Here is a 12488-nt window from a genome sequence, read left to right as displayed (position 1 = left end):
GTCATTCATAAATTCTTTTCATTATTTTGTTACTTTCGATCTTTTCATTTTTGCAATGAAAGCAGAAAATAAACATACAAAAATCATTTCGGCGGCAACGAAAGTCTTTGCAAAAAAAGGATTTTTCACTGCCAGGATATCCGATATTGCCAAAGAAGCCAAGGTTGCTGACGGAACAATTTATCTCTATTTCAACAACAAATACGATATTCTGCTTTCCGTATTTGAAGAAGAAGTAAGCAAAATTGTCGAAAAAACCGATAAGCTCCTCAGCAATGAAGACGATCCCAAGAAAATGCTGGAAATTTTCACCATCCAGCACCTCATGGCCATGAAAAAAAACAGGAATCTTGCTGAAGTGATTCAGATCGAGCTTCGACAAACAAACAAGGTCATCAAAGATTACCGAAACAATAAATTTAGCGAATATACCGGAATCATAGCAAATATTATCAAAAAAGGTCAAGAAACCGGCATATATAAAGCCGATATTAAACCGGATATTGCCAAAAGGGCATATTTTGGGGCATTGGACGAGGTCTCACGGGTCTGGAATGCATCTCTGGAAACGCATTACACCGTAGAAGAAATTGCCGATCAGCTGCTGACCATGTTTTTGACAGGTATTCTGCAGAAAGCTGTCGAGAACACGCCATAAAGACACGACGCAGGCAGGCAATGCCTCCACCCTTATGGAAAAGAAGAAGGGTTGATGGCCATCACTTCAAATTCTCTTGTTCCACCTGGGGTAACGGCCAGGACCTCATCGCCCACTTCCTTGCCGAGCATACTTCGCCCGAGCGGCGAGAGAACGGAAATTGAACCTTTTTTCACATCGGCCTCCTCCGGTCCCAACAGCTGATAGATAATTTCCTCGTCCGTATCAAGATCAAGCAGCTGCACGACGGTTCCGAAAACTATACTTTTCGTGCTGACCTGCAGGCAATCGATTACTTCCGCACGGGATAATTTGTCTTTAAGCTCAAGGATGCGCCCTTCAATGTGGCCTTGCCGGTCTTTTGCCGCATGATATTCCGCATTCTCCTTCAGATCACCATGCTCCCTGGCGACCTCAATGGCCTTCACCACCACACCCCGTTCAACTCTTTCCAGATGCTGCAATTCTTCGCGTAATTTCTTGTTGCCGGTTTTGGACATTGGTATTCTTACAATCATGTAAACCTCCATAAAAAAATCCTGTAGGACACTCAACCGCGCGAGTTCTCTACAGGAGATACAGATAACGTGGATATATCACCAGCGATAATGCAGAGACATTGACATTCCTGTCTCTTCATAGTCATCGCTTTTTGATAATGTAAAGTTGCCTTTTAATAGAAAATGCGGGCTCATTTCAAGGAAAATATCGATTTTGGTGGTAAAGGAGACATTTTCGTTATCTTCCAGACCAACAGCATTGTCGATTGCATAGTAACTCATACTTTTCTTCGACCCGAGTTCATACCCCAGAAAATCGTGCTGAAAATGCAGACTCATGCGGTGCTCGGTGAACGACGAAGGGCTCCAGTACTGCACTTCATCGGAAGCCGCGTACGCACCATTCTCCGTTGCGGAACCGATCCGGTCCTCGTTATCCAGATACTGATAGTCATAGCGCAATGCCAGCTGGACAGATTCACCGAAAAGACTATACGACGAAAAGCCATGAAACCTGTTCTGCGAGTTACTGTCACTGTAGTAACGATGATGCACATCCCCACCGAAAGACAATCCCAGGGGGGTCTCGATACTCAGCCCCGTTTCGATTGCCTGGAAGGTTATCTGCTCATTTATGGCGGCAATGGTATCGTAGACCTGTCTTTTTTCAAAAAGCACATAGGCACTGACAAAATCATCGAGCTGCCCTTTCAGCGCGACTTCATACTGAATTCCTGTATCGTCCAGGTCATTGAATTCTTCTACTCCGGCACCAAGTACCAATTCATATGCCTTGGTGAATTCGTAGGTTGCGAGGGCGTAGAGTAAATTACTCCGGGTCGATGCGTCGGTATCCACAGAGGCAAATTGATTGTTGGCATAGAGAAAGCGGATATCTTTATCAAGATCGGGTGTTACCCAGAAAGATGTGCCAAAACTCGTTTTCGCCAGGTCTATATTGCCGTCTCTGCCGGTTTTTTCCTCATATGCCGCATCAAAAATATTCTGCGGACTGATCTGCAGGCTCGTCCTTTCAATCGACTCCTCCAGGCCCGGAGCAGTGGTTCCCCGGTCTTTCATGGTTTCATACACCTGTGCTTCTTTACGATACTTACCGATTTTACCATAAATCGTCGCAAGATCACTCATTCCCTCCGAGGAATCTTCTTTTAAAAGCCGCTTATAACTTTGTTCGGCATAATAATAATTACGATCGAAGGTTGCTTTTCGAGCCATATATTCAGTGGTGATCAGTTTCTGCCAACTATAATCTTCGTAGAATTCAGAGACAATCCTGCCAACTTCCTTGCCTCGGTTTTCCAGCAAAAACGGTGGCTCCATCAGCTCGGCAAGAACCTTTGGCTCAGATTGCAGCATATGCACCATTTTGTTCCAGAAGGTGCTTTCGCGGCTGACATGAGGATAATCTATCTCTTTTTGCCTGAAAGTGTCATTCAACTGGTCGAGAACAGGTTCAGCCAACAACTGTCTGTAAATCTGCAGGGCCTTTTCCTGCTGCTTGTCCCCCCACAGGAGTCTGGCAAGAGTAAGAAGTTCTTCGGTATTATCACCCGCTGAGAGTTCAGCCGCCAATTCTTCGACATTTTTCGTCTCATCTGATCTGTGCATCATCAGGGCGAGTCCCTGCCCGTACATTCCTCTGCGTGCTTCCACCTCAATACGTTTTTGATGAAAATACGCTTCCTCGGGAAATTGTTCGACCAGCTGCGCAAAAGATGCCGCAGCTGTATCCCCTTGCCCGTCAGTCAACATCAGCTCCGCCCAAAGTACCCTGCCGGCGACCGAGGATGGATATTCGTTCAGCACTGTTCGCAGGTGTTTTTTGGCCGCACCATATTCCAGATACTCGATTTCTTTGCCTGCCAGAGCGAGCAGTCTGCTGACTACCGGGTTTCCGGCAATATTGACCATGCTGTCAGAATCTCTACCTTCCTCGCATTCTTGCCCTTTTCGATGAAGAATGCCCTGCAGTGTCAACACTTCAGGGTCAAATTTTTCTGTAGCGAACAACCTTCCACACTGCGTACATGCCTGCGGTAATTTCCCCCTAGAGAAACTGAGCCGGCAACTTTGCTTCTCCAGACGATGCAGTACAGGCTGCAATTCTCTGGAAACGATACTTTTTTCCACTCCACGCAGGTACCGGTCAAGGAGTTCCTGGGCAGCTTCATATTTTCCTTCGGCCTGCAATATCTCTGTTTTCAGCAGAAGCATTCGGCCTCCGGATGGATCCAGGGAAAAATCGGGGCCCACCTGGCCGGTACGCTCCTGCAGTGCCAGATACCAGCTCGCCGCAGCTGCGGTATTTTTATCAATCACAGCATTTTCAGCCAGCTGAAAGAGTACCTCTTCGACGAGAACGTCCTGGTGGAAAAGTTGCCGGAGCTGTTGTTCCGCTCGCCTTTTTTTTCCTTCTTTTCGCAGGACTGATGCCTGACGCAGAGCTAGTCCGGCGAGGATATCCCGCTTACCTTCGAAATGAAAATTCGCCCAGGAAATGATCTTCTCATATTCCTGAAACAGATAATTATAGGCAAGCAGATCCAGATAAGTGAAGACAAAATCAACGGGTGGAGCCGCATCGCTTTGGTGCAGGCCTCCAGTAAACAGGGCGTTCATCACCTGCACATTACCGATCTTCCCAGCCAGGTCAAGGACGCTTGTTCTGAGGTGCATATCGAGCGGATCACGCAATAGGCACTGTTGATAGGAAGCAAGGGCCGCCAGTTCCATGCCTGTGTGACGTTCTGCCTCACCTTTCTGCCGATAGAATGATTTTGTTTTATTTTCCGCACGACGCACTGTGTTCAGATATTTCAGGGTCTCTGCATATTCCTCTCTCTGGAAATACTGATCGGCAAGTCGTAACGCTACATCATCTGCTGAGGATGTATTTTCATGAATAATCGTCAGGACCTCGATCAGCTCCCTGGTCTGCCCATTGTTTTCGAGAAGGTCAGCCATTTCAAGATAAATTGCCGAACGATTGGGGGTGATTGCAGCAAGATCCTTCCACAGTTGTTCCGCCCCGTCATTTTCCACAATCGCCAGAAAATCATGCGCCAAGGTCGATTGGAGCGCACGTATTTCCTGCTCAATCCTCAGGTCTCCAGGATGCTTTTGTCTGTACCTCTCGTAAAAAAACAGTGCCTTGTCCGGTCTGTTCAGGTCCCGCTGACAGATGGTCGCCGCCTGGAGCAGAAAATTCTCATTATCTGCATTGTTATCAGCCAGATAACTAAGCTCTGCCAGCGCGGCTTCAAAGGCATCACGCTGCAGGTAAAATTGTGCCAATTCCTGACGAAACGGCATATAGTCTGGATGGTGCTGCAGATATTGCACCAGAAGAGTCTTTCTCTTTTCTTCGAAGCCCGGCACAGCAAAAACCTGGGCAGCCTGGAAGAGTATCCGATCGTCTATCTCGCCGGTTTCGAGCAGTCTGGCATAGAGCTTCCTGGCTTTTTCATCCTTGCCAAGATCAACCGCATCCAAGGCCAGGTAATGGACTATGGTCGTATTTTGCGGATGGCGTAAGCTGAATTGCTCAAGAAGGGCAAAGGAGAGTTCTTTCTTACCCTGATTCCGCAGACTGGTTGCCAGTCCGAGAAGAGCGGTATCGGAATTTTCCCCGAGTGGGTCCTTTTCGAAAACCCGTCCATAATAACGAACGGCGGTTGCATGATTTCTCGCGTGCGCGGCAATAGCGCCTCCGGCCAGGAGATATTCGCTCTTGTCAGGATCCTGATCCAGCAACCAGCCGGTGATCTTTGCGGCTGTTGCAAAATCCTCGACCTGCAAAAGAACCTTACAGTATTCCCAATTGGCTTCCTCAATATTCGGTTTTATTCTGAACAAATCAGCATAGGCCTGAACTGCGCCTGGGTAATCTTCCTCCCGGGTAAAATTTCTTGCCCTGTCCCAAAGAATCTTCCATTCAGGAGCTCCGGGTTCGCTCTGAATCAGCGGGATATTTCTATCCGGAGCGATTCCGTCTCCAGCTGTACACCAGCAGGCAGACAAGCCGAGAAAAAGGATAAAAAAGAAGATTTGGCGGGAAATGACTGTCTTCAACCTGGCTAACGTCATTGGCAGATGAGGTACCATGCAAAGAGATGGCTGCTTTTTTATCAAAACCACCCCGGATTGCTACAGGGCATTTTTCAAAGGGTCGTAGCGCAGCTCCCAGCCTCCTCTACGATACCAGGAGTCTGTCGAAAATCGTCCTTAAGGCAGGAGCTGCAATGAAGAAAAATGCGAAAAAAGTTATATCCTCATGCTACCCTGTCGGTCATAAAACTGCACGATTTTCTCCACGACATAGGCCTGCATCGCTTCGGTCAGTTCCGGATAGATTGGTAAAGCTATGGTTGTATCAGCGGCCTTTTCCGCTTCCGGGCAATGCACCCCGGCTCCCAGTGCGCCAAGACATTCCTGCTTATGCAGCGGAACGGGGTAATACACTTCGCAGCCGATATCATTTTTGCCCAGCCACTCTCGCAACTCATTTCTACGTTCAACACGCAACACGTACTGGTTATAAATGTGCACATTGGCACTTGCATCTTTTGCCCCGGAGGTATCTGCATAGACTGCTTTCGGCAAAACAACCCGTCCGGCATCAACAAGCCCTGCTTCCGAAAGAAAATGATCATATCGGCCGGCATTTTCCGCTCGCTGACCATGCCATCGCTCCAAATACGGCAATTTTACGCGCAGAGCCGCTGCCTGAATCGGATCGAGACGGAAATTGCCGCCGACGACCTTGTGATAATATTTCGGGTGGGCACCGTGATTTCGCATCAGGATAAGCTTTTCAGCAAAATCTTTATCCTGAGTGACGACCATCCCGGCATCGCCGATTCCCCCCAGATTTTTGCTGGGGAAAAAGGAAAAACACCCGGCAATACCAATTGATCCAGCCTTGTGGTAGCCGCCGGCTTCTGCTGTCGCCATGGGATATTCAGCCCCAATGGCCTGGGCTGCATCTTCTACGACGGGAAGCTCATAACGCTTTGCCAACGCCATAATAGCCGACATCTCCGCGCATTGACCGTACAGATGCACAGGAATGACCGCCTTTATCTTCCGTTCGGTATCCGCGACAAGCAGCTCTTCCATCCGGGCCGGATCGATATTAAAGCTGTCTGGATCGATATCGGCAAAAACAGGTATTGCACCAAGCCGGAGAATGACCCCCATGGTCGCAAAAAATGAATATGGTGTGGTCAGGACGAGATCTCCCGGTCCTATGCCAAGACTCATCAGGGATATCAACAAGGCATCGGTACCGCTGGTAACGCCGACGCCATAGCCGGTTCCGCTGTATGCGGCTATTTCTCTTTCAAATTCCTCAACCTCGGGCCCCTGAATATAGCGGGTAGATTTGACGACACGGGTAACAGCGGCGATAAGATCATCTTCGAGGTACTCCAGTTGTGCCTGGAGATCAAGCAAAGGTACTTTCATATTGGTGAGTTATATTGAATTTTTTATAAAAGGAGATGGGACAAACACCCCGCGGAGGGGGCGTGGTGATCTATCAGGAGGAAGAATTGATAACGATCTTCTCTCCATCGAAATAATCGACGATATCCGGCATTTCGGCCTCGAGATATTTCTTCATTTTCTTTAAAAGATTGACTTCTATCTGCCGCACACGTTCTCTGGAAATATCAAACCGGTCGGCAATGTTCTGCAGAGTCAGTGGCTCATCGGTCAGCAGACGCTTTTCAAGGATCATTTTTTCCTTGTCGTTGAGCTTGACCTTCAGGGTATCCAGGAGCTCATTGAGCTTCAGCTTGATCTCCTTGCCGGCAACTGTCGACTCAATGCCGGGCCCATTACTGGGCAGGAAATTTTTCTGTTCATCTTCGGAATCGGAACGGACCGGGCTCTCCAGTGAGACATCCCAGTTATCCATACGCTGGCCCATTTCAATGACTTCACGTTCCTTGACATTGAGACGCTCTGCCAGCAATTTCGGTTCAGCCTGAAAGCCCTGTCCTTCGAGGAGCTTTCGTTCCTTGTTGAGACTGAAAAACAGTTTGCGCTGTGCCTGGGTCGTACCTATTTTTACCAGGCGCCAGTTATCCATGATGAATTTCAGAACGTAGGCCCTGATCCAGTAGGCGGCATAATAGGAAAACTTGACGCCGCGATAGGGATCAAATTTTTTCGTGGCCTGGACCAGGCCGACATTACCTTCCTGGATAAGGTCCATAAAATTCTGCATCCAGTATTTCTGAAAATCCATGGCTACCTTGACGACCAGACGAAGATTGGAACTGACCAGGCGGTATGCCGCATCCTGGTCACCTTCCTCGCGAAAACGCACAGCCAGTTCATCGGTCTCCTCTCTAGTCAAGAGTTCATACTGGCTGATTTCCTGCAGATAGCGATGCAGGGCCGGATTACTGAGGGCCGGCAGGTGTTCCTCGTCTGATACCGAAACCAGAGGGTTTTCGTAGGCTTCATCGATGCCCCTGCCTTTTGGATCAAGGTCAGAGTCAAGGTCATCATCCATGGAATCTATTGTAGTATCGGAGTCTATTCTTGTCTTTTTGTTCATTTATTTTTCTCTCCGGAAAGATATACCCAGAAAATTTGGAAAGACTATGATATTACTCTACCAGGATTAAAGTGCAATCATATATTGGCGAACCGCAAGTGAAACCTTGCGACAGCTGCCTATCACTTTACCTTAAGTTGAATGTAACAAGTAGAAAATTCTATTTTATTAGTCAGCGGGATATGCTAAATAACATATCCTCGGGCACAAAGCCCCTGTCACTGGAAGCAATCTTCTTCACGGCCCACCTCAATACAAAAACATGGATAACATTAGAAATTTCAGCATAATCGCACACATAGATCACGGCAAATCAACCCTCGCCGACCGTATGATTCAATTTTGCGGTCTGGTCACCGACAGGGAATTCAAGGATCAGCTCCTCGATAACATGGACATTGAGCGGGAAAGAGGCATCACTATCAAAAGCCAGACGATCTGTCTGCCCTATACCGCCAAAGACGGCAAGCAGTATTATCTTAATCTCGTCGACACCCCGGGACATGTCGATTTCAGCTACGAGGTTTCACGCGCGCTCAGTTCCTGCGAAGGAGCACTGCTTCTTATTGATGCCGCCCAGGGCGTCGAAGCGCAGACACTGGCGAATCTTTACCTGGCCATGGAAAATGATCTGGAAATTATCCCGGTTATCAACAAAATTGACCTGCCCTCCGCGGAACCGGAACGCGTTGCTTTGCAGATAGAAGAGGATCTCGGCCTCGACGTTGACCTGATACAGTTCTGTTCCGCCAAAAATGGTATCGGTATCGAGGAGATCTTTGAAACTATCGTCACGAAATTGCCGCCACCTCAAGGCGATCCAACGAGTCCCCTGCAGGCCCTGATCTTTGACGCCAACTATGACCCCTTCCGCGGGACGCTTATCTCCGTCAGAATTATCAATGGGACTATTAAACCGGGCGACATCATGCGCTTTATGTCCAGCGGCAAGGAGTATAAGGTCGATGAGGTCGGCCTGTTCAAGCTCAAACGCGAAGCGCAAAAGCAGCTTTCGGCTGGTCAGGTCGGCTATATCCTGGCCGGCATCAAGACCGTTGAGGATACCAGGCCGGGTGACACCATCACTCTGTGCGATCGCCCGGCAGCTGCCCCCCTGCCCGGCTTTAGAGAAGTGCAGCAGGTTGTTTTTTCATCGATCTACCCGATCAGCACCGACGACTACGAAGATCTGGCGGCGGCACTTGAAAAACTGAAACTCAACGACGCGGCACTCACCTTCGAAAAAGACTCGTCCGCCGCGCTCGGCTTTGGTTTTCGCTGCGGCTTTCTCGGGCTCCTCCATCTTGAGGTGATCCAGGAGCGCCTCGAACGTGAATTCGATATATCCCTTATCCTGACGGTTCCCTCGGTACAGTATATATTCTACCTCACTGACGGCACTATCAAACATGTCGACAACCCGGCACATTTCCCAAATCCGGCGCACATTCAGAAAATCGAAGAACCGTTTATCAAGGCGAGCATTTTAATGCCCGAAAAATATATGGGCACGGTGATGACCCTGTGTATGGAACGACGGGGGGAAAAGACCACCTTTCATTATCCCACCCCCGGGCGAATAGAATTACAATGTGAGCTGCCGCTGGCAGAGGTCATTTATGACTTTTACGACCGGCTGAAATCGGTGACACAGGGATATGGCTCTTTTGATTATGCCATGCTTGACTACCGGAAAAGCGATCTTGTCAAACTCGACATTCTCGTCAATGGGGAAATTGTCGATGCCTTGTCACAGCTGGTCCATAAAAGCAGTGCCCGAGCCAGAGGCCTCCATGCCTGCGAAATGCTGAAACTGGAAATTCCCAGACAAATGTTTAAAATTGCTATACAGGCGGCGATAGGCGGAACGATTATCGCCAGGACAACCATATCCGCGCTGAGAAAGGATGTCACCGCCAAATGTTACGGCGGCGATATCTCTCGGAAGAGAAAACTGCTCGAAAAACAGAAGGCAGGCAAGAAGCGAATGAAAACCATTGGCAACGTCGATATTCCACAGACTGCTTTCTTGGCGGTGCTGAAATCCGAACAGTAGAGGCCAATCTTATTTTCCGTTGCCTGGGGGGCCTATGAATACAAAAAGCTTCATACACCCTGCGTTGCCGGGATATCTCCTTCTTAAAAGAGGACTGAAAAGAATCCCGACCTGCTTGACGTTTGCCGGGGTGAGGCGATTGTTCATCCTGCTGGGACTGCTTCCCCTGTTCATGGCCTGCGCACCTGTGCAGGTCAGCCAGGATTTTGACAGGAACTATCCTTTTGCTGCAGCAACCACCTTCAACTGGAATGAAGAACTGCAGCAGCAAAACGATGAGCGCTTCCATATCGATGAGCTGCTGGCGTCACGTTTCAAGACAGCTATCGAGGATGTCTTTACCAGACAAGGATTTCGACAGGCTGCCCAGCCGGATTTCCTGGTGTCCTACATGTATGAAGTATCCAGCCGAATCCAGGTCGATGATCTGCATACGCACTTTGGCTACGGCTACGGTCGATACGGCAGGTATGGCGCAGTAGGCTTTGATACCGGAAGTTTTATCCAGCAATATGACCAGGGTAAACTGGTGATCAATGTCCATGACAGCAGGACCGGACACCTTTTCTGGAAAGGCATCGGTACCCGGGAGGTGTTCACCCACAGCAGCCCGGAGCAGCTTACCCGCAGAGTAAACGAAATGGTAAGCGCAATACTCGCCCAGTTTCCTCCGTTGCGACAATAATCCTCGACCAAAGGCGCCCCTTGCAGTCGATGACTATGCCCACTTCTCAGAGGATGGTGAGTCTCTCTTTGCCGGGACCATGAAAGACCGCCTACTCCTTGGCCATTATCAGCCGTTCTCTATCGAGTAAGCTTATTTTTTTGCCGTTTACCTGAATAAGACCTTCCTCACTCATCTTGGCAAAAATCCTCGACAAGGTTTCTGGAATGGTGCCAAGCAGACTGGCGAGCTGCCCTTTAGAAATATCGAGCTCAACCACGTCGCTGTCGCCCTGTTCGTGACTGAGATAATCCAGGTAACCGGCGAGTCGCGCCGGCACCTCTTTCAGGGAAAGATTTTCAATCTGTCTGGCAAATATCCGCAATCTCATAGATAAAACGGCGAGCATGTTCAAGGCAATGGATGGATTCGCCTCCACCAGCAGGACAAATTTATCGCGCGGGAAAAAAATGGTTGTGGTTTTTTCCAAGGCTTCCGCGGTCGCCGGAAAAGGCTGTCCATGAAAAACAGGCACCTCTCCGAAAGGTTCTCCCTTGCCAAAAATGTGCAAAATGTGTTCTTTCCCGGAAAAAGCGACCTTGAAAATCTTTACCCGGCCTTCGCCAACCATATAAAAGCCGACACATTTATCCCCTTCAAAAAAGATATTTTCACCCTTTTGAAAGGTTTTCTCAACGGCGATGCCGGCAAGCTCGTCAACTTGTTGCGCGGGAAGCCCCTCAAAAAGTATACTCGAGGCGATAATCTCTTTTTTATTCATGGTATCTGTGGTCAGGCCCATAGTAAATTATTGGAAAAATGCGGTAGGGTCACGAGTCAAGAAAGCGTTGTTCCGCCGATCGATACTCTACCAATACTTCTTTGTTATGACAATGTTTTCAAATCATTAAACTATGTACAGTAAAAGAAAAATTGTCCATATCGACATGGATGCATTTTTTGCCTCTATTGAGCAAAAGGATACGCCCGCCTTCAGAGGCAAGCCGGTGATCGTCGGCGGCAGGCCGCAAAGCAGAGGGGTAGTTGCGGCCTGCTCCTATGAAGCACGCCGCTTTGGCGTGCATTCCGCCATGCCCTGCTCGCAGGCGGCACGACTTTGTCCACAGGCTATTTTCACGAGGCCGCGCATGGACCGATACCGCGAAATTTCCGCACAGGTGATGGCAATTTTTCATCGCTATACCCACCTTGTCGAACCGTTGTCCCTGGATGAGGCCTTTCTTGATGTAACAACCAACAGCCACAATCATCCCTCAGCGACCATCCTTGCGGAAAGGATTCGCGGGCAGATCTATCAGGAATTGCAGCTCACTGCCTCCGCCGGGGTATCTTTTAATAAATTTCTCGCCAAGGTTGCCTCGGATTTCCATAAACCAAATGGCCTGACGACAATTCCTCCGGCCCAAGCACTCGATTTTCTCGCATCCCTGCCGATTCGAAAATTTTTCGGGGTCGGTAAAGTCACGGAAAAAAAGATGCTCAGCCTGGGCATCAGAACCGGTCATGAGCTCCGGCAACAGGCCGAAGAACAGCTCGTCTTCCATTTTGGCAAAACAGGCTCTTTTCTCTACAATATTGTGCGTGGTATTGACGATCGCCCGGTCGAACCGGCTCGAACGCGTAAATCGATCGGCAGTGAAACAACGCTGTCTCTCGACACCGATGACGGCAGAGAGATTAACGATATTTTACACCACCTGGCAGAACAGGTAGAACAGTCGCTGTCGAAAAAACAGACCGGCGGCTACACCCTCACCCTGAAAGTCAGGTACCACGATTTTACCACCATCACACGGTCACAGACCGTCCGCACACCAATCTATGCCAGCAATGATATTCTTCCTCTCCTGCCCGGTCTGCTGGCCTCAACCAATGCCGGCAGGCAAAAAGTCCGCCTCCTTGGTCTTTCCGTCTCCAGGCTTCTCGGGGATAAAAAAGTTCCCAGACAGCTGATGCTGCCATTTATGCAAACCGCGGTGAATGGGAAATAAGCCGAGGTA

The 12488-nt window shown here is 49.0% G+C and carries 9 protein-coding genes; 4 read left to right on the top strand and 5 right to left on the bottom strand.

Going from position 1 to position 12488, the window contains the following annotated elements; genetic code table 11:
- Positions 1 to 55: 55 nt before the first annotated feature.
- Positions 56 to 658 (top strand): TetR/AcrR family transcriptional regulator, encoded by a 603-nt coding sequence (locus tag ACYQ8U_RS10985; RefSeq protein WP_459945589.1) that lies wholly within the window; start codon positions 56 to 58, stop codon positions 656 to 658.
- Positions 659 to 690: 32 nt separating this feature from the next.
- Here the strand turns inward: ACYQ8U_RS10985 and greA are convergent, their stop codons facing one another.
- The 4 genes from greA to ACYQ8U_RS10965 all read right to left on the bottom strand — a co-directional run bounded on the left by greA (position 691) and on the right by ACYQ8U_RS10965 (position 7702).
- Complete coding sequence (gene greA / locus ACYQ8U_RS10980; RefSeq protein ID WP_459945588.1) at positions 691 to 1176, bottom strand: transcription elongation factor GreA; 486 nt, start codon at positions 1174 to 1176, stop codon at positions 691 to 693.
- A 78-nt stretch (positions 1177 to 1254) separates the two neighbouring features.
- The gene (locus tag ACYQ8U_RS10975; RefSeq protein WP_459945587.1) at positions 1255 to 5283 is read right to left on the bottom strand and encodes a tetratricopeptide repeat protein; all 4029 of its coding nucleotides are present in this window, start codon (positions 5281 to 5283) and stop codon (positions 1255 to 1257) included.
- Positions 5284 to 5442: 159 nt separating this feature from the next.
- Positions 5443 to 6645: a DegT/DnrJ/EryC1/StrS family aminotransferase gene (locus ACYQ8U_RS10970; protein WP_459945586.1), complete on the bottom strand. Its 1203-nt coding sequence runs from the start codon at positions 6643 to 6645 to the stop codon at positions 5443 to 5445.
- A 73-nt stretch (positions 6646 to 6718) separates the two neighbouring features.
- The gene (locus tag ACYQ8U_RS10965; protein ID WP_459945669.1) at positions 6719 to 7702 is read right to left on the bottom strand and encodes a sigma-70 family RNA polymerase sigma factor; all 984 of its coding nucleotides are present in this window, start codon (positions 7700 to 7702) and stop codon (positions 6719 to 6721) included.
- Between the two features lie 307 nt (positions 7703 to 8009).
- Between ACYQ8U_RS10965 and lepA the strand changes: the two genes are divergently transcribed.
- Both lepA and ACYQ8U_RS10955 read left to right on the top strand, forming a co-directional pair.
- The gene (gene lepA, locus ACYQ8U_RS10960; protein WP_459945585.1) at positions 8010 to 9803 is read left to right on the top strand and encodes a translation elongation factor 4; all 1794 of its coding nucleotides are present in this window, start codon (positions 8010 to 8012) and stop codon (positions 9801 to 9803) included.
- A gap of 34 nt (positions 9804 to 9837) precedes the next feature.
- Positions 9838 to 10488, top strand: a complete 651-nt coding sequence (locus tag ACYQ8U_RS10955; RefSeq protein ID WP_459945584.1) for a DUF4136 domain-containing protein — start codon at positions 9838 to 9840, stop codon at positions 10486 to 10488.
- A gap of 91 nt (positions 10489 to 10579) precedes the next feature.
- Here the strand turns inward: ACYQ8U_RS10955 and ACYQ8U_RS10950 are convergent, their stop codons facing one another.
- Positions 10580 to 11248, bottom strand: coding sequence for a Crp/Fnr family transcriptional regulator (locus tag ACYQ8U_RS10950; RefSeq protein ID WP_459945583.1), 669 nt, complete (start codon positions 11246 to 11248; stop codon positions 10580 to 10582).
- A gap of 133 nt (positions 11249 to 11381) precedes the next feature.
- Here ACYQ8U_RS10950 and dinB point away from each other — a divergent pair, with 133 nt between their 5' ends.
- Complete coding sequence (gene dinB / locus ACYQ8U_RS10945) at positions 11382 to 12479, top strand: DNA polymerase IV (protein ID WP_459945582.1); 1098 nt, start codon at positions 11382 to 11384, stop codon at positions 12477 to 12479.
- The last annotated feature ends 9 nt before the right edge of the window (positions 12480 to 12488 follow it).

The sequence above is a fragment of the Desulfocastanea catecholica genome, assembly GCF_054657295.1.
The sequence above is the reverse complement of the archived record's forward strand: the minus strand, read 5'-3'. Positions and strand labels throughout refer to the sequence as shown.

Excerpts from the sequence above, each read along its gene's own strand:
- lepA (WP_459945585.1), top strand. The coding sequence starts at position 8,010 with ATGGATAACATTAGAAATTTCAGCATAATCGCACACATAGATCACGGC.
- ACYQ8U_RS10965 (WP_459945669.1), bottom strand. The coding sequence starts at position 7,702 with ATGGATGATGACCTTGACTCTGACCTTGATCCAAAAGGCAGGGGCATC.
- ACYQ8U_RS10970 (WP_459945586.1), bottom strand. The coding sequence starts at position 6,645 with ATGAAAGTACCTTTGCTTGATCTCCAGGCACAACTGGAGTACCTCGAA.
- ACYQ8U_RS10950 (WP_459945583.1), bottom strand. The coding sequence starts at position 11,248 with ATGAATAAAAAAGAGATTATCGCCTCGAGTATACTTTTTGAGGGGCTT.
- ACYQ8U_RS10975 (WP_459945587.1), bottom strand. The coding sequence starts at position 5,283 with ATGGTACCTCATCTGCCAATGACGTTAGCCAGGTTGAAGACAGTCATT.
- ACYQ8U_RS10985 (WP_459945589.1), top strand. The coding sequence starts at position 56 with ATGAAAGCAGAAAATAAACATACAAAAATCATTTCGGCGGCAACGAAA.
- ACYQ8U_RS10955 (WP_459945584.1), top strand. The coding sequence starts at position 9,838 with ATGAATACAAAAAGCTTCATACACCCTGCGTTGCCGGGATATCTCCTT.
- greA (WP_459945588.1), bottom strand. The coding sequence starts at position 1,176 with ATGATTGTAAGAATACCAATGTCCAAAACCGGCAACAAGAAATTACGC.
- dinB (WP_459945582.1), top strand. The coding sequence starts at position 11,382 with ATGTACAGTAAAAGAAAAATTGTCCATATCGACATGGATGCATTTTTT.